This window comes from Pseudomonas sp. EMN2 (assembly GCF_009650555.1).
Classification (GTDB): Bacteria; Pseudomonadota; Gammaproteobacteria; order Pseudomonadales; family Pseudomonadaceae; genus Aquipseudomonas; species Aquipseudomonas sichuanensis.
The window spans coordinates 1-19,074 of record NZ_VZZR01000037.1; the positions used below are offsets into that span (position 1 = coordinate 1).

Consider the following 19,074-nt stretch of genomic DNA (forward strand, 5'->3'; position numbering starts at 1 on the left):
ATTGGCGTCCCCTAGGGGACTCGAACCCCTGTTACCGCCGTGAAAGGGCGGTGTCCTAGGCCACTAGACGAAGGGGACACAGCTACATCTTCACTCCCTGCCGCGTTCCGCTGTGTGCTTTACGCTGCAAGTGGCGCGCATTCTATGGATGCCATGGAAAGCCGTCAACCCCTTTGTAGAAATTTATTTAAATCAATGACTTCCCGCTTTCCTATAAGGTGCTGACAGGTGCGCCCAGGGATTGGCGTTGATTTTCTGACGGTAGCCCGGCAAGCTCATGGCAATGCGCCAGCATCTGGAGAAATCCAGACTGCGGCCGACATATAAGCAGTACCTGTGGCCGACCGCGAACAGCACGCACCAACGCTGTCCGCCAGGCTGCACTGTTCGCTTTTCAGCGAACTCACTACACTCTCGACAGATGCAAAACTTCTTCATGAGGCGTTTACGGTGACACCACTTCTGATCACCCTGCTTATCGTTGCGGGTATCGCATTGCTGATCGTGATCGGCTACCTCAACAACGTGGTCGAGAACAACAAGCTCGAACGTGCTCGGCTCAAGGTGGAACTGGCCGACCGCCTGCGCCGCTGCGGTGAAATCACCGAAACTTTCCCCGGCCAGTTCATGACCCCGGCGCTCAAGCTGCTTCTGACCCGCCTGGAACTCAACCTCAACCAGCGCCAGCTGGCCCTGGACAAGCACAGCGCCGAGCTCAAGGCGCGCATCGCCGAACTTGAAGGCCTGATCGCCCAGGGCGACAAGATCCCGGTCGGCAACCCGCCCTCGCCTATCCACACCGAAGTCAAGGCCAAGGACGTGCGCTTCCTGCTGGAGCTGCTGCACAACCAGATCGTGCGCGCCACCCAGGAAGGCTTCCTGGCCACCAACGAGGGCAAGTACTGGGTCAAGGAGATCCGCCACATCCTGGTGCTGCTGCATATCGAGTTCTTCAACAACCTGGGCCAGCAGGCGCTGCAGCAGAACCAGCCGGGCCAGGCGCGGCTGGCCTTCGAGCGTGGCGTGCAGTACCTGCGCAAGCAGCCCGAACCTAAACAGTATGAAGAGCAGCTCACCTATATGGAGAAGCTGCTGAACCGGGCGAACGCCCAGGTACTGGACCAGATGGAGCCGGCAGCGGACGACCAGAACGCACTGACCGAAGGCCTGAAGACCGACGAGGACGAGACCTGGAAGAAGCGGGTCATCTACGACTGATCCAACCCTGCAAGGGGGACAGCACAAAGACAAAGGGGCCTTCGCAGGCCCCTTTGTTCATTTCAGCAATCGGTCAATTCCAGGAAGATCGCCGCCAGGTGCTCCAGCCCGGCCTGGTCGGCCTCGCTGAAACGCCCAAGCTTAGGGCTGTCCAGGTCAAGCACCCCGATCAATCGCCCGTCCTTGAGCAACGGGATCACCAGCTCGCTGTTCGACGCACTGTCGCAGGCGATATGCCCGGGGAAGGCATGCACATCCTCGACCCGCTGGGTCTGGCGGGTGGCCGCCGCCGCGCCGCACACGCCCTTGCCGAACGGGATGCGCACGCACGCTACCTGGCCCTGGAACGGCCCGAGCACCAACTGCTCGTTGCGGTTGAGGTAAAAGCCGGCCCAGTTCAGGTCGTCCACCTGGTTGTACAGGAAGGCCGAGAACTGCGCGGCGTTGGCGATGAAATCACGCTCGTCGGCGAACAGCGCCTGCACTTGCGCGGCCAGCAGGGCGTAGCCGTCGAGGCCCTGGCCACTGGCGTTGAGGTCGATCATTTATTTCTGCTCCAGCAATTGCAGCCCGACCCAGTAGCGGGCGAACTGATAGGCACAACGGCCATTACGGTTGCCGCGGCCGGTGGCCCAGCGCACGGCGAGAATATCCAGTGCTTCGGTACGTTCCCAGCACAACCCGGCCGGGCGCGCCAACTGGCCGATCCAGTGTTCGACCACATTGAGGAAGTGCTCCTGGCTGAACGGGTAGAACGACAGCCAGAGGCCGAAACGGTCGGACAAGGCAATCTTGTCTTCCACCGCTTCGTTGGGGTGCAACTCGCCGTCGACCATCTTCCAGTTTTCGTTGTCGCTCTGTTTTTCCGGCACCAGGTGGCGGCGGTTGGAGGTGGCGTACAGCAGCACGTTGTCCGGGGCCTGCTCCAGCGAGCCGTCGAGCACGCTCTTGAGCACCCGGTAGTCGCCCTCCCCGGCTTCGAACGAGAGGTCGTCGCAGAACAGGATGAAGCGCTGTTCGAGCTTTTGCAGTTGCTCCACCACCCGCGGCAGGTCGGCCAGGTGGTCGCGCTCGATTTCGATCAGGCGCAGGCCATGGCCTGCGTGTTCGGCCAAAAGCGCACGCACCAGCGACGACTTGCCGGTGCCGCGCGAGCCCCACAGCAAGGCGTGGTTGGCCGGCATGCCGTTGATGAACTGGTGGGTGTTGCGGCCCAACTGGTCGCGCTGCTGATCGACGCCGATCAGGTCGGACAGGCGGATGTCGAGGCTGACCTCAAGCGGCATCAGGTAGCCGCTGCGGCCATCGCGCTGCCAGCGGGCGGCGAGGGTTTGCGACCAGTCGATGTCCGGGCGTGGGGCGGGCAGCAAGGGTTCGAGGCGCGCGAGGACGGATTCGGCGCGGTCGAGAAAAGCGGTAAGGCGGGCGTCCATGATGGCTCCTGAAAGCAGGCAATGAGAGCGTCGGACCGCCATCGCGGGGCAACCCCGCTCCCACGCCGTGATTGAGCAGGCGCTCTCGAGCACGTGGGAGCGGGCTTGCCCCGCGATGGCGGTCAAGGCTGAATGTTTGACAGACCCGCCAGCAGCCAGGGCTGATCGGCTATGCTTGCGCAGCGCACGGAGCACATCACCGGCTTGGGACCCATGGATATCAAGTTCACCAATCGCCTGTCATACAAGCAAGCCCGGTTGACAGTCCTGGTCGGCTTCATCCTGGGAACATTGCTCAGTCTCATCCAGATCGGCATCGATTATGCCAGCGAAGACGCGTCCATCAACCGTGAAATTCAGGCGCTGCTGAAGATCAGCCACGACACCGCCTCACGGATTGCCTACAACATCGACACCGAACTGGCCCAGGAACTCACTGGCGGCCTGCTCAAATCCCCGGCGCTGCTACGCGCCCGCCTGATCGACAACAACGACACGGTACTGGCCGATACCGAGCGCCCCAGGCTGGAAAGCCGCTACCGACCGCTGTCGGACTTCCTGTTCGGCGAGCAGCGCCAGTTCCAGGACCGCCTGTACCTGGCCCACATGCCCGGCGAGTACCTGGGTACCCTGTACCTGGACGTCGACACCTTTGCCTTCGGCGGGCGCTTCCTCGACCGCGCCGGGGTTACCCTGCTCAACGGTTTCGCCCGCAGTCTGGTGCTCACCGGCATCCTCCTGGCGCTGTTCTACCTGATGCTGACCAAACCGCTGGTCACGGTGATCAGCGCCCTGAGCGGCGGCGATGCGCGCACGCCGCGGCAAACCCGGGTGGACTGCCCCAAGGGCCATGAAAACGACGAGATCGGCGTGCTGGTCAAGGTCGCCAACCAGCAGTTCGTCAGCATGGCCACGGAGATCCAGCAGCGGCGCAACGCCGAGAACCGCCTGACGCAATACCTCAACGAACTGGAAGACATCGTCTCGGCCCGCACCAACGAGCTCAAGGCCAGCAACAACCGCCTGAGCCAGTCCAACCAGGAGCTCGACGAAGCACGTCAGCGTGCCCTGGGCATGGCCCAGGCGCGCGCGGCCTTCCTGGCCAACATGAGCCACGAGATCCGCACACCGCTCAACGGCATGCTCGGCATGATCGCCCTGGCCCTGGACAGCCCGCTGGCCGGCGAGCAACGCCAGCAGCTGTCGATCGCCCACGACTCGGGCAAGGTGCTGGTGGAACTGCTCAACGACATACTCGATCTGTCCAAGTTCGACGCCGGCCAGCTTGAGCTCGAACGCATCCCCTTCGACCTTGGGGCAATGCTCGAAGACACCGCCAACCTGCTGTCGCAGAACGCCGCGGCCAGCGTCGAGCTGACCTGCCTGATCAGCGCAAACTTCCCCAGCAGCGTGCTCGGCGACCCCACCCGGGTCAGGCAGATCGTCAGCAACCTGCTGTCCAACGCGCTCAAGTTCACCCGCTTCGGGCGCGTCGACCTGCGCCTGTCGAGCATCGTCGGCGGCGTGCGCCTGGAGGTCAGCGACACCGGCATCGGCATCCCCGAGGAGGCCCAGGCGCGCATCTTCCAGCCCTTCACCCAGGCTGGCGCGGGCATCACCCGCCAGTACGGCGGCACCGGCCTGGGCCTGACCCTGACCCACAATCTGTGCAAGGCCATGCAGGGCCGCCTGCACATCCAGTCCGAAACCGGCTTTGGCAGCCGCTTCAGCGCCGACCTGCCGCTGCCCGCCCACACCGAGGCGATCCCGCCGATGCCGCTGACCGGGCGCGTGGTGGCCCTGACCCATGCCGGCAGCGGCCTGGCCGAGCTGCTCCAGGGGCTGCTGCCTAGCTGGGGGCTGGACTATGCGCGGATCGAGGCGGCCAGCGAAATCACCGGGGTGGTCGACCTGCTGATCACCGATGACCTGGACCCTGTAATGGCACTGCGCCCAAGCATCCAGGCCCCCATCCTGCTGGTGACCGCCTACGGCAGCTTCCTGCCCAGCGAGCAGGCCACGCAACTGGCCCCCCTGCAGCAACTGGCCCGCCCCCTGGCACGCAACGCCCTCTACCACACCCTGCGCCGCACCCTGCAGGGCGAGGCCAACGCACCCCTGTCCCATGAGGTGTCGATGGCACAGGAGCGTCGGGCGCGCATCCTGCTGGTCGAGGACAACCCGGTGAACCAGCTGGTGGCCAAAGGCATGCTGGCCAAGCTCGGCTGCCAGGTGCAGGTCGCCGCCCAGGGCGCCGAAGCCCTGGAGTTCCTCGAGCAGGAAACCTTCGACCTGGTGCTGATGGACTGCAACATGCCGGTGATGGACGGCTACGAAGCCAGCCGGCGCATCCGTCAGAGCGGACGCTGGCCGGAACTGCCCATCGTCGCCCTGACCGCCAACGCCATGCCCGAGGAGCGCGAGCGCTGCCGCGCCGCCGGCATGAACGACTACCTGGCCAAGCCGTTCCGCCGCGAAGAGTTACTGGCGCTGATCGATCACTGGGTGCCGATCAACGCTTGAGCAAACGCTCGATGTCGGCCTCCAGGGCCTGGGGCTTGGTGGTCGGCGCGTAGCGAGTGACCTTGCCGGTGGCCGGGTCGAGCAGAAACTTGGTGAAGTTCCACTTGATCTTCTGCGAGCCCAAAATGCCCGGGGCACGCTGCTTGAGCGCGGCGAACAGCGGGTGGGCGCCGGGGCCGTTGACCTCGACCTTGCGAAACAGCGGGAAGCTCACGCCGAAATTGACTTCGCAGAACTGCGCGATCTCGCGGGCATCACCCGGCTCCTGCTTGCCGAACTGGTTGCAGGGGAAGCCCAGCACCACCAGCCCCTGCTCGCGGTAATCCTGCCACAGGCGCTCCAGGCCCTTGTACTGTGGGGTGAAACCGCACTGGCTGGCAGTGTTGACCACCAGCAGCGCCTTGCCGGCGAAATCGCCCAGCACTTTCTGCTCGCCACCGAGGGTGACACAGGGGATGTCCAGCAATGCATCGGCCATGCGTTTGCTCCTTCAGTCGCGGGGTTTGAGGTCCAGGCACACCGAGTTGATGCAGTAACGCAGGCCAGTCGGTGGCGGGCCGTCGGGGAACACGTGGCCCAAGTGGGCGTCGCATTGCGCACAGGTGACTTCGGTGCGGATCATGCCGTGGGAGGTGTCGCGGATCTCGATCATCGCGGCCTCTTCGATTGGCTGGTAAAAGCTCGGCCAGCCGCAGCCGGAGTCGAACTTGGCCTTGGCGTCGAACAGCGCCAGGTCGCAGCAGATGCAGTGGTAGATGCCGTCGCGCCGCTCGCTGTTGTACTTGCCGCTGAACGGCCGCTCGGTGCCTTTGAGGCGGCACACCTGGTACTGGGCGGGGTCGAGCATGGCGCGCCACTCGTCCAGTGTCTTGTCGATCTTTTGCATGAAGGGACCTCGGCAGGCTGAATTTCACCTCGCACCGTCTTTATTTATGGCGCGGGTGGAACGTATATTAGTTGGCTTTCCAAGCCAGCCAGTCTGGCATGCGCCTCGCCCTTTTCAAACCTTTCACCGGCGGCGCGCCGCGCCTTGTCCAATCAGGATCCCATCATGCAGTTCAGCAAATCGAACAAGCTCGCCAATGTCTGCTACGACATTCGCGGCCCGGTGCTCAAGCACGCCAAACGCCTGGAAGAGGAAGGCCACCGCATCCTCAAGCTGAACATCGGCAACCCGGCGCCGTTTGGCTTCGAGGCGCCGGACGAAATCCTCCAGGACGTGATCCGCAATTTGCCCACCGCCCAGGGCTACAGCGACTCCAAAGGCCTGTTCAGCGCGCGCAAGGCGGTGATGCAGTACTGCCAGCAGAAGCAGATCGAAGGCGTCGGCATCGAGGACATCTACCTCGGCAACGGCGTATCCGAGCTGATCGTGATGTCGATGCAGGCACTGCTCAACAACGGCGACGAAGTGCTGATCCCGGCCCCCGACTACCCGCTGTGGACTGCCGCGGTGAGCCTGGCCGGCGGCAAGCCGGTGCATTACCTGTGTGACGAGCAGGCCGACTGGTTCCCCGACCTTGAAGACATCAAGGCCAAGATCACCCCGAACACCAAGGCCCTGGTGATCATCAACCCGAACAACCCCACCGGCGCCGTGTACTCCAAGGAGCTGCTGCTGGGCATGCTGGAGCTGGCGCGCCAGCACAACCTGGTGGTGTTCTCCGACGAGATCTACGACAAGATCCTCTACGACGAGGCCGTGCACATCAGCACCGCGTCGCTGGCCCCGGACCTTCTGTGCTTGACCTTCAACGGCCTGTCCAAGTCGTACCGCGTGGCAGGCTTCCGTTCCGGCTGGCTGATCATCTCGGGCCCCAAGCAACATGCCCAGAGCTATATCGAAGGCATCGACATGCTGGCCAACATGCGCCTGTGCGCCAACGTGCCGGCCCAGCACGCCATCCAGACCGCCCTGGGCGGCTACCAGAGCATCAACGACCTGGTACTGCCGCCTGGCCGCCTGCTGGAGCAGCGCAACCGCACCTATGAACTGCTCAACGAGATCCCCGGCGTGAGCTGCGTCAAGCCCATGGGCGCGCTGTATGCGTTCCCGCGCATCGACCCCAAGGTGTGCCCGATCTTCAACGACGAGAAGTTCGCCCTCGACCTGCTGCTCTCGGAGAAGCTGCTGATCGTCCAGGGCACGGCGTTCAACTGGCCGTGGCCGGACCACTTCCGCGTCGTCACCCTGCCACGGGTGGATGACCTGGAGCAGGCCATTGGTCGCATCGGCAACTTCCTGCGCACCTATTCGCAGTAATGCCATCGCGGGGCAAGCCCGCTCCCACGTATCGTGGGAGCGGGCTTGCCCCGCGATCATTCTTACATCCTGCAACGCTCTCTCCCGCAGCCTCTGCGGCATCCTCTGCCATACTCCCCGCGTACACAGTTTGAAATAGTCGACCGGTTGAATCCGCCAGGCCTCCCCCTTATATACCCCCGCAGTACGCAACAATCTTATCCGTCAGGAGAACGTGACAACCATGATGCGCATTCTGTTGTTTGTAGCCACCAACCTCGCGGTGGTGCTGGTTGCAAGCATTACCCTGAGCCTGTTCGGCTTCAACGGGTTCATGGCCGCCAACGGGGTTGACCTCAACCTGGGCCAGTTGCTGGTCTTCTGCGCCGTGTTCGGTTTCGCAGGTTCGCTGGTCTCGCTGTTCATCTCCAAGTGGATGGCGAAGATGAGCACCGGCACCCAGATCATCAGCCAGCCGCGCACCCGCCACGAACAGTGGCTGCTGCAGACCGTCGAGGAGCTGTCCCGCGAAGCCGGCATCAAGATGCCCGAAGTGGGTATCTTCCCGGCCTACGAGGCCAACGCCTTCGCCACCGGCTGGAACCGCAACGACGCGCTCGTCGCCGTTTCCCAAGGCCTGCTCGAGCGCTTCTCGCCCGATGAGGTGCGCGCGGTACTGGCCCACGAAATCGGCCACGTAGCCAATGGCGACATGGTTACCATGGCGCTGGTGCAAGGCGTGGTGAACACCTTCGTGATGTTCTTCGCCCGCATCATCGGCAACTTCGTCGACCGGGTGATCTTCAAGAACGAAGAAGGCCACGGTATCGCCTACTTCGTGGCGACCATCGTCGCCGAGCTGGTGCTGGGCATCCTCGCCAGCATCATCGTCATGTGGTATTCGCGCCGCCGCGAGTTCCGCGCCGACGAAGCCGGCGCCCACCTGGCCGGTACCGGCGCGATGATCGGTGCCTTGCAGCGCCTGCGCAGCGAACAGGGCCTGCCAGTGCACATGCCCGATACCATGAAGGCCTTCGGCATCAACGGTGGCCTCAAGCACGGCCTGGCCGGCCTGCTGATGAGCCACCCGCCACTGGAAGACCGCATCGACGCACTGCGTCGCCGCGGCTGATTCAGGGCTTGAGCGAAAAGGGCGACTTCGGTCGCCCTTTTTCATTGCCGATACCGGCCTCATCGCGGGGCAAGCCCGCTCCCACGCTGAGCGATGTGGCGCTAGGGAATCGTGGGAGCGGGCTTGCCCCGCGATGGCTTCAGCGCCGAACGCTGTATGCTCGCTCCAGCAAGCTTCCGACACCTGCCTTCATAAACTTAGGGCTCTCGTCCAGAATCTCCCGTCCCTCGACCTCGTTGACCTGCCAAGCCGCAAACCCCTGACGCACCTCGCCATCCCCCACAGAAAACGGCGGCCCGTCGAGCAACGACTGGTCGTAGTCCAGCGTCACCAGCAAGCCCTTGGCCGTGGGTAGCAAATCATCCAGCAACGCCATGTAGCGCTCGCGCATCCGGGGCGGCAGGGCAATCAGCGCCGCCCGGTCGTACAGCCCGGTGCAGCCGGCCACGTCCTCGGCATTCAACGCGAAGATATCCCCGCACCACAGCTCGATCTCGCCACAGCGCCACACCTCGAAAGCGCCCCGCTGCGAAACCTCGGCCTCCAGCCCATGCTCGGCAAAGAAGTCTTCCACCGCCCGCCGCGACAGCTCGACGCCAAGCACTCGATACCCCTGCGCAGCCAGCCACAGCAGGTCCAGGCTCTTGCCACACAAGGGCACCAGCACCTGGGCCCCGACGGCAAGGCCCAGCGCCGGCCAGTGCGCTTGCAGGTAAGGGTTCACCTGGGGCTGGTGAAAGCCGATCTGGTTGTCCGCCCACCGCTTGTGCCAGAACGCTGGCTCCATGATTCCTCCCGGTTTTTCGATATTTAGCCGTAAAAACTTATATTGGATCTCGATCGTTTCCTGACCGAAGATGACAGCATCTTACCTGCCAGGAACTCGCCATGCTGCCCAGCCTGTTCATCTCCCACGGATCGCCCATGCTCGCCCTGCAACCTGGCGCCAGCGGCCCGGCCCTGGCCACACTGGCCCGCGCCCTGCCCCGCCCGAAGGCAATTGTGGTGGTATCGGCGCACTGGGAGAGCCGCGAGCTGCTGGTGACGGGCAACCCCCAGCCACAGACCTGGCATGACTTTCACGGCTTCCCGCCGGCCCTGTATGCCGTGCAGTATCCGGCACCGGGCGAGCCAGCCCTGGCCAGCCGGGTTGCCGACCTGCTGGGCGCCAAACAGGACGACAAACGCCCCTTCGACCATGGCACCTGGGTGCCGCTGTCGCTGATGTACCCGGCGGCAGACATCCCGGTGATCCAGGTGTCGCTGCCGAGCCAGGCCGGCCCCGCCCTGCAACTGAAGGTCGGCCAGGCACTGTCGGCACTGCGCGGGGAAGGCATCCTGCTGGTCGGCTCGGGCAGCATCACCCACAACCTCGGCGAGCTCGACTGGCATGCCGGACCGGATGCGGTCGAGCCCTGGGCCCTGGCGTTTCGTGATTGGGTGGTGGAACGGCTGGAGGCAGGGGACCAGGATGCGCTGGTGGACTATCGTCGGCAGGCGCCATTTGCAGTGCGCAATCACCCCAGTGACGAGCACCTGTTGCCGCTGTACTTCGCCATGGGGTCGGGTGAACGGTTCGGCATCGTGCACCAGGGCTTCACCCTGGGGGCGCTGGGGATGGATATCTATCGGTTCGACTGAAGGGCCTCTTCGCGGGTAAACCCGCTCCCACAGGTATTGCGCCAAGTTCAAATCCGGCGCAATACCTGTGGGAGCGGGTTTACCCGCGAAGAGGTCGGTGCAGGCAAAAAAAATCCCCGACCAAGGCCGGGGATTTTTTCAGTGCAGCGCCAGGATCAATCCTCGCGGTAGCGGCGCAGCTTCAGCTGCTTACCGGCTACGCGGGTGTCCTTGAGCTTGGTCAGCAGACGCTCCAGGCCATCTTCCGGCAGCTCGACCAGGCTGAAGCTGTCGCGTACCTGGATGCGGCCGATGGCGTCACGCGCCAGGCCACCTTCGTTGAGGATCGCGCCCAGCAGGTTCTTGGCGGCGATACCGTCACGGGCACCCAGGGCAGTACGGCAACGCACGCGGCCTTCGGCCAGCGGCATCGGCGCACGACGCTCGCGGTCACCACTGCGCTCGCTGCGCTCACCACGTTCGCCACGCTCACCGGTGCTGCGCTCGCGCGGGGTGTGGGTCGGCACCAGCGGCTGCTCGCGCTCCACCGAAGCCAGGTCCAGGGCTTGGCCATTGGTGGCCTTGCGCAGCAGGGCCGAAGCCAGTGCACGCGCGCTGCAACCCAGGTCGGCGGTCAGGCGGTCGAACAACTCGCCGTGGCTGGCCTCGGACTCGGCCACCAGCGGCGCCAGGCTCTTGGTCAGCTTCTTGATGCGCGCATCCAGCACGGCTTGCGGGTTAGGCAGGCGGGCTTCGGCGACTTTCTGGCCGGTAACACGCTCGATAACCTGCAGCATGCGGCGCTCACGCGGGGTAACCAGCAGCAGCGCACGGCCTTCGCGACCGGCACGGCCAGTACGGCCGATACGGTGCACGTAGGACTCCGGGTCGTACGGCATGTCAACGTTGAACACGTGAGTGATGCGCGGTACGTCCAGGCCACGGGCAGCGACGTCGGTGGCGACGACGATGTCCAGGCGGCCATCCTTGAGCGAGTCGATCACGCGCTCACGCTGGTTCTGGGCGATGTCACCGTTCAGCGCGGCAGCCTTGTAGCCCTTGGCTTCCAGCGCGGCGGCCAGGTCCAGGGTGGCTTGCTTGGTACGCACGAAGGCGATCAGCGCGTCGAACTCTTCCACTTCCAGCAGGCGCAGAACAGCCGGGATCTTCTGGTCGGCATGGACCATCAGGTGGGCCTGGTCGATCGCGGTGACAGTCTGGGTCTTGCTCTGGATCTTGACGTGCTTCGGCTCGCGCAGATGGCGCTCGGCGATCGAACGGATCGAAGACGGCAGGGTGGCGGAGAACAGCACGGTCTGGCGCGAGGCCGGGATGGCGTCGAAGATCACTTCGAGGTCGTCCATGAAGCCGAGCTTGAGCATCTCGTCCGCTTCGTCCAGTACCAGGTACTGCACGGTGGACAGGACTTTCTCGTCGCGACGCAGGTGGTCGCACAGACGGCCAGGGGTAGCGACGACGATTTGCGCGCCGTTACGGATGGCACGCAGTTGTGGGCCCATCGGGGCACCACCGTAGACGGCCACCACGTTAACGCCCGGCATCTGCTTGGCGTAGGTTTCGAAAGCGGTAGCAACTTGCAGCGCCAACTCACGGGTTGGCGCCAGGATCAGGGCTTGCGGTTCGCGCTTGCTCACGTCGATCTTGTTGAGGATCGGCAGGGCGAAGGCAGCGGTCTTGCCGGTGCCAGTCTGCGCCTGGCCGATCATGTCGTGACCGGCGAGGATGATCGGGATCGACTGTTGCTGAATGGCCGACGGCTCTTCGTAGCCGGTGGCCACGACGGCAGCAACAATATTGGGATTGAGATCGAGAGCGGCGAATCCGCCGGTTTCCTGGGTCATGGGTCTGCCTCTAGGTGCATCCGCAAAGACCCATGCTCCAAAGCTGCACATGCCTTGAAAGACCAAACGGTCACCCAGGCAGCTTTGGCGGCGGGGATTTGCGAAAACGATTGAAAATGGGAACGTCTTGGGAAAGTCCGACTAGCGGACGCGCAGCCGAAGCTGGGTTCGGAGGATTTGCACCACCTGATTTGCGGCCCGCTAAAAGACCGGCGCGTACTATATACGAAATTGCCTGGAACCGTGAGAAATATTTCAGCGGAAAAGGCCAGTATCTGGCCATTGCCTCGCCCGGGCTGAAACGTTTCCTTCACACGGGCCATCGCGGGGCAAGCCCGCTCCCACGAACCCTTCCCTTAAATATCCCAAGGGGCAGTCCAAACCCGATGAACGCGTGGGAGCGGGCTTGCCCCGCGATGCTTTCAGGTTGCCGGCCTTACCGCCTTGATCAGGTAATCCAGCGAGTAGCCCAACCGAGGCGCCAGCGCCTCGGCCCGGGCGCGCAGGCCATCGATGTCCAGCTGCTGATCCAGATCGGCGGGCACCAGCAGGATCACGTTGCCCTCCTTCACCGGCAGTTCCCAGTAATGCCGGTGGTACAGCCCGCGCAGCAAGGCGGCACCCAGCGGCCGGCCGTCATCGCTGGCCCACTGGTTGATCACCAGCCAGCCACCTGGGTTGAGCTGCTTCTGGCAGTTTTCCAGGAACGTCCAGGCCAGGTGGCCGACACCGGGGCCATGGTCGGTGTAGAGGTCGACGAAGACCAGGTCGGCCTTTTCCGCCGTCGGCAGCAGTTCGATGGCATCCCCCACCCGTACGTACAACCGCGGGTCATCGTCCAGGCCCATGAACTCCATGGCCAGGCGCGGCACGTCGGGGCGCAGTTCGATGGCCTCGACATCGTCCAGCGGCAGGTATTTGAGACAGGCTTGGGTCAGGGTGCCGGCGCCCAGACCGAGGAACAGCGCACTCTCGGGCTGTGCATGGCACAGCGCGCCGACCAGCATGGCGCGGGTGTAGTCGTACTCCAGCCAGCTGGGGTCGGCGGTGAAGGTGCAGCTCTGCTCGATGGCATCGCCGAATTCGAGGAAGCGGTAGTCTTCCACCTCATACACGCTGATGACGCCAAAGGCGTCCTCCACCCGTGCCAGCAGCCGCTCTTCCCGCTCCGTCGCCATCCCACCACCGCCTGCGCAAAACGCGCATTGTCCGCCAATGCCGGTGGTGCAACAAGCACGTCGGCGGCTGTACCATGGCAGCTACGCCTGAACCGACACTTATAGATAGAGCCCGTGATGACCCAACCCTGGAGCCCTGACAGCTGGCGCGCCCTGCCGATCCAGCAGCAACCCGTCTACCCGGACGCCGCCCACCTGCTGAAGGTGGAGCAAACGCTGGCCAGCTACCCGCCGCTGGTGTTCGCCGGCGAGGCCCGTGAGCTGCGCCGGCAGTTCGCCGAGGTCACTCAGGGCCGGGCGTTCCTGTTGCAGGGCGGCGACTGTGCCGAAAGCTTCGCCGAGTTCTCGGCGGCGAAGATCCGCGACACCTTCAAGGTGCTGCTGCAGATGGCCATCGTCATGACCTTCGCCGCCGGCTGCCCGGTGGTCAAGGTCGGGCGCATGGCCGGCCAGTTCGCCAAGCCGCGCTCGGCCAACGACGAAACCATCGGCAACGTCACCCTGCCCGCCTACCGCGGCGACATCGTCAACGGCATCGGCTTCGACGCCGCCAGCCGCGTGCCCGACCCCGAGCGCCTGTTGCAGGCCTACCACCAGGCCACGGCCAGCCTCAACCTGCTGCGCGCCTTCGCCCAGGGCGGCTTCGCCGACCTGCACCAGGTGCACAAGTGGAACCTGGACTTCATCGCCAACTCGGCGCTGGCCGACAAGTACCACCAGCTGGCCAACCGCATCGATGAAACCCTGGCGTTCATGCGTGCCTGCGGCCTGGATACTGCGCCACAGCTGCGCGAAACCAGCTTCTTCACGGCCCACGAAGCGCTGCTGCTCAACTATGAAGAAGCCTTCGTGCGCCGTGACAGCCTGACCGGCGACTATTACGACTGCTCGGCGCACATGCTGTGGATCGGCGACCGCACCCGCCAGCTGGACGGCGCCCATGTCGAGTTCCTGCGCGGTGTGCACAACCCGATCGGGGTGAAGGTGGGGCCGAGCATGGACCCCGAAGAGCTGATCCGCCTGATCGACGTGCTCAACCCGGACAACGACCCGGGCCGCCTCAACCTGATCGTGCGCATGGGCGCCAGCAAGGTCGGCGCGCACCTGCCGGGGCTGATCCGTACCGTCGAGCGCGAAGGGCGCAAGGTGCTGTGGAGCTCGGACCCGATGCATGGCAACACCATCAAGGCCAGCAGCGGCTACAAGACCCGCGACTTTGCGCAGATCCTCGACGAGGTCAAGCAGTTCTTCCAGGTGCACCAGGCCGAGGGCAGCCATGCCGGCGGCATCCATATCGAGATGACCGGGCAGAACGTCACCGAATGCATCGGCGGCGCCCGGCCGATCACCGAAGACGCCCTGTCCGATCGCTACCACACCCATTGCGACCCGCGCATGAACGCCGACCAGTCGCTGGAGCTGGCCTTCCTGATCGCCGAAACCCTCAAGCAGGTGCGCCGCTGAGCAATGCCTGACGCAGCCGGCTGCCCTCGACGCGAGGGCAGTTGAGCTGTACCTGCTCAAGCCCCAGCCAGCCGGCCAGGCGCCGCAACTCTACTGCCAGCGCCCGATAGCCCTCCTCGTCCAGCCCTTGATCTTCTTCATGCACCGCGTGCACCGCCAGCCGCCCCTGGCCACGCTCGGCACGCAGGTCCAGGCGCGCGGCAATGCGCTCGCGGTGCAGGAAAGGCAGCACGTAATAGCCGTACACCCGCTTGTGCGCCGGGGTGTAGATCTCCAGCCGATAGCGGAAGTCGAACAACCGCTCGGTGCGGCTGCGCTCCCAGACCAGCGAATCGAACGGCGACAGCAAGGCGCTGGTGTGGATACGCCGGGGGATGCGCGGCGTGCCCGCCAGATAGGCGGGTTGCTTCCAGCCCTGAACCGAACAGGCCTGCAAGCGCCCGTCCGCCAGCAATTCGGCCAGGGCCGCCTTGCTGTGCTGGGGTGACAGACGAAAATAATCGCGCAGGTCCTGCTCGGTGGCCACGCCGAGCGCGTTGGCGGCATGCAACATCAGCCCTTGATGGGCTTCGGCCGCGCTGGGTACCGGCTGGTCGAGAAGGGTCGAAGGCAGCACCCGTTCGGGCAGGTCGTACAGGCGCTCGAAACCGCGACGCCCGGCCACCGTCACCTCGCCTGCGGCGAACAGCCATTCCAATGCGTGTTTCTCTTCGCTCCAGTCCCACCAGGGGCCGGCGCGCTCCTCGCGGGTCGACAGGCTGCCAGCGCCCAATGCGCCGCGCTCGGCCACCGCCGCCAGAACGCGCTCGATCACCTCGGGACGCTCACGGCCAAAGGCCGCGAGCTGCCGGTAGATGCCCTGGCCTTCACGGGCCTGGGCCATGCGCCAGCGCATCAGCGGGTACAGCGCAAGCGGCAGCAGCGAGGCTTCATGGCCCCAATACTCGAACAGCCGGCGCTGGCGGCGCGTGCCCCAGGCGAGTTGGTCGAGCGACGCCTGCGGGTAATCGCCCAGGCGCGAGAACAATGGCAGGTAGTGGGAGCGGACCAGGGCATTGACCGAATCGATCTGCACCACACCCAGGCGCTGGAAGGTGCGATTGAGGCTGGCCGGGGTGGCCGGGGTATCGGGGGGCTTGCCGAAGCCTTGGGCGGACAGCGCCAGGCGGCGGGCCTGGGCGAGGGACAGGCTGAGGGACATGAAGTGGGCTCCGTCTGAGGTTCAGACAGTAAAGACGCTATCGCGGGGCAAGCCCGCTCCCACGTGGGAGCGGGCTTGCCCCGCGATGGGGGCCGCCCTCTACTTACGCAACGGGTCTTCCCAGAAGTGCCGGTCGGCTTCCTGCTGGATATCCGCCCGCGACAGCCCCAGGTCGTGCAGCGTCGCATCGCTCAGGCGCGCCAGTTCATCGCGCTGGCGGTGCAACTCGTACCAGCGCAGGAACAGCCCGCCGGCATCGTGCAGCAAATGGTTCAGGGCCGATACCGGCTGGTGAGCAACATTGAAATGACCTTTCATCTTGACGCCCTCCTTGTGGATGGCTTCAGTCTCTGCCCAGGCCTAAGATCAATCCAACGAATGTTTCTGATGCCATGCATCTCGGAGATTGATGCAATGTCCCAGTATCAGAGTCTCGATGCCGACGTGCTGCGCACCTTCGTCGCCATTGCCGAGCAAGGCGGCTTCACCCGCGCCGGTGAAGTGGTCAACCGCACCCAGTCGGCGGTGAGCATGCAGATGAAGCGCCTGGAGGAAGACATCCTGCAGCGCCAGCTGTTCGAGCGCGATGGCCGCCAGGTACGCCTGACCGCCGAGGGCGAGGTCCTGCTGGGTTATGCCCGGCGCATCCTCAAGCTGCATGGCGAAGTGTTCAATACCCTGCGCATGCCGCACATGGTCGGGGTGGTGCGCATCGGCACCCCGGACGACTATGCCATGCGCTACCTGCCCGGCATCCTCACCCGCTTCGCCCAGGCGTACCCGCTGATCCATGTCGAGGTGCACTGCGACTCGTCGAAGCAGCTGATGCTGCGCCAGGACCTGGACCTGACCATCGTCACCCGTGAACCCGGCAACGAAGTCGGCCAGTTGCTGCGCCAGGAACGGCTGGTGTGGGCGGCAGCCCGAGGATACTGCCCACAGGAACAGCGGCCGATGCCGCTGGCGCTGTTCAACACCGACTGCTTCTGCCGCGCCTGGACCTGCAATGCCCTGGAGCAACAGGGCATCGAATACCGTATCGCCTACACCAGCCCCAGCCTGGCGGCGATCTTCGCCATCGTCAGCGCCGGGCTGGCGGTGACCGCGCAACTGCACAGCCTGGTTGGCGGCGAGCTGCGCATCCTCGGCGAGGACGATGGTCTGCCACAGTTGCACATGGCCAATGTGATGCTGCTGCGTAACGCGCAACAGCAGTCGCCGATCACCGATTGCATGGCCGAGTTCATTGTCGATGGGTTCAAGTAGCACGTCGAAACCATCGCGGGGCAAGCCCGCGCCCACGCATTCATACGTGGGAGCGGGCTTGCCCCGCGATCATTCTAGAGCTCGAACCCAAGCATCACAGCACACACCACCAGGAACACGCAGAACAGCGTGCGCAACACCTTCTCCGGCAACGCATGGGCCAGCTTCACCCCCCAGCTGATGCTGAGCAGCCCGCCCACCGCCAACGGAATGCCGACGCTCCAGTCAACACTCTGGTGAATCCCATAGGTCAGCAAGGTCACCGTGGTACTCGGCGCCGCCAGCGCCAGCGACAAGCCCTGGGCCACCACCTGGGTAGTGCCGAACACGGAGGTCAATATCGGCGTGGCCACCACGGCCCCACCCACCCCGAACAGCCCGCCCATGGTGCCGGCGAAGCTGCCCAGCACACCCAGCCACGGCCAGGGGTAGCGCAATTCACTGCTCGGCGGCCTCACCCGCAGGAACATCCGCGCCACGTTCCACAGCGCCAGCGCCACCAGGAAGCCGACGAAGCCCAGGCGCATCGACTGGGCATCGATGCCCACCGCCCAGATCGAGCCCAGCCAGGCGAACAGGAAGCTGCACAGCGACAACGGCACGGCATGGCGCAGCTCGATGCGGTTGCGCTGGTGGTAGCGCCACAGCGCCAGCAGCACGTTCGGCACCACCATCACCAGCGCGGTGCCCTGGGCCAGTTGCTGGTCAAGGCCGAACAGCACGCCCAACGCAGGGATGGCGATCAGCCCGCCACCAATGCCGAACAACCCACCCATGGTGCCTAGCGCGGCGCCCAACACGATATACATCAACCACTCGATCATCAGCGCCTCATCCGCCTGCTCCTGAACAATGGCTGCATGCTACCCAGTCGCGGCTGGCGGGGAAACGCACAGCAGCGCACAATGGCTGTGCGCCCTACGCACAAGCAGACCCGCCATGAGCCCCGATATTCTCACCGAACAACTGAGCCTGTTCCTCGACGTGCTGGAAACCGGCAGTTTCTCTGCCGCCGCCCGCCGCCACCCACTGACCCCGTCGGCCGTGGCACGGCGCATCGACAACCTGGAAAGCGCCGTCGGCAGCCGCCTGTTCGCCCGCAGTACCCATGCCGTGCGCCCCACGCCCGCCGGCAACGCCTTCGCCGAACGGGCCCGGCGCATCATCGAAGAGTTGCGCCTGGCACGGGCCGAGGCGGTGTCGTTGAGCAATGCCCCCGAGGGCTTGATCCGCATCGATGCCCCGGCGGCCTTCGGTCGCCGCCACCTGGCACCGGCCATTGCCGATTTCCTGGTGGCCTACCCCGGGCTGGACGTGCAGCTGCGCCTGATCGACAGCTTCGTCGACCTGCACGGCAGCCACCTGGGCGAAGTCGACCTGGTACTGCGCGCCGGCCCCCTGGCCGACACCCGCCTGGTGGCCACACCGCTGGCCTACATGGTGCGCATCGCCTGCGCCAGCCCCGGGTACCTGGCCAACCGTGGCGTGCCCGCCTGCCCCAGCGAGCTGCCCGAACATGACGGCCTTGACTGGGACGGCCTGGCGCCGCCGTTCGCCTGGCGCTTCACGGTCGATGGCCAGGCGCGCCTGTACCGGCCCACGCGCATGCGCATGACCGCCAACAATGCCGAAACCCTGCTGTTCGGCGCACTGGCCGGCCTGGGCATCGCCCACCTGCCCACCTGGCTGATCAGCGACTACCTGCTGCGTGGCGAACTGCTGCCGCTGTTCTGCGACAACGGCCTGCCCGCGCCGGAGAGCAGTGGTATCTATGCGCTACGTCTGGAACATGAAACGAACTCTCGCAGCCGCTTGCTGCTCGAATTCCTCAAGAGCCGCTTCAGCCCGGTGCCCCCCTGGGACCTGGCGCTGCGCAGCGAGCTGCGCTGGCAATGAGCGCGCCAACCTTCAGCGTGCTAGATTTTCCCCTACACC

17 protein-coding genes, 1 tRNA gene and 1 pseudogene are annotated in these 19,074 nt (G+C 64.9%); 8 read left to right on the forward strand and 11 right to left on the reverse strand.

All coding sequences use genetic code 11. The features are described from left to right. Positions 1–2 precede the first annotated feature (2 nt). Positions 3–78: transfer RNA gene (locus F6X61_RS12475), tRNA-Glu, on the reverse strand. A 372-nt stretch (positions 79–450) separates the two neighbouring features. On the opposite strand from F6X61_RS12475, the gene F6X61_RS12480 reads away from it, so the two are divergent. Beyond that, a complete protein-coding gene (locus F6X61_RS12480; protein WP_153786871.1) occupies positions 451–1,218 on the forward strand; it encodes a hypothetical protein in 768 nt (255 codons plus the stop codon). Positions 1,219–1,280: 62 nt separating this feature from the next. On the opposite strand, the gene F6X61_RS12485 is transcribed toward F6X61_RS12480, so the two are convergent. Beyond that, positions 1,281–1,763: a GAF domain-containing protein gene (locus F6X61_RS12485; protein WP_153786872.1), complete on the reverse strand. Its 483-nt coding sequence runs from the start codon at positions 1,761–1,763 to the stop codon at positions 1,281–1,283. Then, a complete protein-coding gene (locus tag F6X61_RS12490; protein ID WP_153786873.1) occupies positions 1,764–2,651 on the reverse strand; it encodes an ATP-binding protein in 888 nt (295 codons plus the stop codon). It abuts the gene before it with no gap. 171 nt (positions 2,652–2,822) lie between these two features. On the opposite strand from F6X61_RS12490, the gene F6X61_RS12495 reads away from it, so the two are divergent. Next, complete coding sequence (locus F6X61_RS12495) at positions 2,823–5,174, forward strand: response regulator (protein WP_153786874.1); 2,352 nt, start codon at positions 2,823–2,825, stop codon at positions 5,172–5,174. On the opposite strand, the gene F6X61_RS12500 is transcribed toward F6X61_RS12495, so the two are convergent. Both F6X61_RS12500 and msrB read right to left on the reverse strand, forming a co-directional pair. Continuing rightward, the gene (locus F6X61_RS12500; protein WP_153786875.1) at positions 5,164–5,652 is read right to left on the reverse strand and encodes a glutathione peroxidase; all 489 of its coding nucleotides are present in this window, start codon (positions 5,650–5,652) and stop codon (positions 5,164–5,166) included. The two genes, F6X61_RS12495 and F6X61_RS12500, sit on opposite strands and share 11 nt — an antisense overlap. Before the next feature lie 12 nt (positions 5,653–5,664). Beyond that, positions 5,665–6,060, reverse strand: coding sequence for a peptide-methionine (R)-S-oxide reductase MsrB (gene msrB / locus F6X61_RS12505; RefSeq protein WP_110996440.1), 396 nt, complete (start codon positions 6,058–6,060; stop codon positions 5,665–5,667). Positions 6,061–6,225: 165 nt separating this feature from the next. Between msrB and F6X61_RS12510 the strand changes: the two genes are divergently transcribed. Both F6X61_RS12510 and htpX read left to right on the forward strand, forming a co-directional pair. Further along, on the forward strand, positions 6,226–7,437 hold the full coding sequence (locus F6X61_RS12510; protein ID WP_153786876.1) for a pyridoxal phosphate-dependent aminotransferase: 1,212 nt from the start codon (positions 6,226–6,228) through the stop codon (positions 7,435–7,437). Between the two features lie 223 nt (positions 7,438–7,660). Then, positions 7,661–8,548, forward strand: a complete 888-nt coding sequence (gene htpX / locus F6X61_RS12515) for a protease HtpX (protein WP_125463197.1) — start codon at positions 7,661–7,663, stop codon at positions 8,546–8,548. A 139-nt stretch (positions 8,549–8,687) separates the two neighbouring features. Here the strand turns inward: htpX and F6X61_RS12520 are convergent, their stop codons facing one another. Then, entirely contained in the window at positions 8,688–9,335 is a 648-nt protein-coding gene (locus tag F6X61_RS12520) for a thiopurine S-methyltransferase (RefSeq protein ID WP_153786877.1), read from the reverse strand. A 101-nt stretch (positions 9,336–9,436) separates the two neighbouring features. On the opposite strand from F6X61_RS12520, the gene F6X61_RS12525 reads away from it, so the two are divergent. Next, on the forward strand, positions 9,437–10,189 hold the full coding sequence (locus tag F6X61_RS12525) for a class III extradiol ring-cleavage dioxygenase (protein WP_153786878.1): 753 nt from the start codon (positions 9,437–9,439) through the stop codon (positions 10,187–10,189). A gap of 155 nt (positions 10,190–10,344) precedes the next feature. On the opposite strand, the pseudogene F6X61_RS12530 reads toward F6X61_RS12525, so the two are convergent. Then, positions 10,345–12,064, reverse strand: a pseudogene (locus F6X61_RS12530) (DEAD/DEAH box helicase). 388 nt (positions 12,065–12,452) lie between these two features. Further along, complete coding sequence (locus F6X61_RS12535; protein ID WP_153786880.1) at positions 12,453–13,208, reverse strand: spermidine synthase; 756 nt, start codon at positions 13,206–13,208, stop codon at positions 12,453–12,455. 117 nt (positions 13,209–13,325) lie between these two features. Between F6X61_RS12535 and F6X61_RS12540 the strand changes: the two genes are divergently transcribed. Further along, positions 13,326–14,672 carry a class II 3-deoxy-7-phosphoheptulonate synthase gene (locus tag F6X61_RS12540; RefSeq protein WP_153786881.1) on the forward strand — a complete coding sequence of 449 codons (1,347 nt, stop codon included), beginning with the start codon at positions 13,326–13,328 and terminating at the stop codon, positions 14,670–14,672. Here F6X61_RS12540 and F6X61_RS12545 read toward each other — a convergent pair. Then, positions 14,653–15,873 carry a winged helix-turn-helix domain-containing protein gene (locus tag F6X61_RS12545; protein WP_153786882.1) on the reverse strand — a complete coding sequence of 407 codons (1,221 nt, stop codon included), beginning with the start codon at positions 15,871–15,873 and terminating at the stop codon, positions 14,653–14,655. The two genes, F6X61_RS12540 and F6X61_RS12545, sit on opposite strands and share 20 nt — an antisense overlap. A gap of 99 nt (positions 15,874–15,972) precedes the next feature. After that, a complete protein-coding gene (locus tag F6X61_RS12550) occupies positions 15,973–16,191 on the reverse strand; it encodes a DUF1127 domain-containing protein (RefSeq protein ID WP_125463191.1) in 219 nt (72 codons plus the stop codon). A gap of 96 nt (positions 16,192–16,287) precedes the next feature. On the opposite strand from F6X61_RS12550, the gene F6X61_RS12555 reads away from it, so the two are divergent. After that, complete coding sequence (locus tag F6X61_RS12555) at positions 16,288–17,139, forward strand: LysR substrate-binding domain-containing protein (protein ID WP_153786883.1); 852 nt, start codon at positions 16,288–16,290, stop codon at positions 17,137–17,139. A gap of 74 nt (positions 17,140–17,213) precedes the next feature. Here F6X61_RS12555 and F6X61_RS12560 read toward each other — a convergent pair whose 3' ends face one another. Next, positions 17,214–17,963, reverse strand: coding sequence for a sulfite exporter TauE/SafE family protein (locus tag F6X61_RS12560; protein ID WP_153786884.1), 750 nt, complete (start codon positions 17,961–17,963; stop codon positions 17,214–17,216). A gap of 115 nt (positions 17,964–18,078) precedes the next feature. Here F6X61_RS12560 and F6X61_RS12565 point away from each other — a divergent pair, with 115 nt between their 5' ends. Beyond that, entirely contained in the window at positions 18,079–19,035 is a 957-nt protein-coding gene (locus F6X61_RS12565) for a LysR family transcriptional regulator (RefSeq protein ID WP_153786885.1), read from the forward strand. Positions 19,036–19,074: the final 39 nt, after the last annotated feature.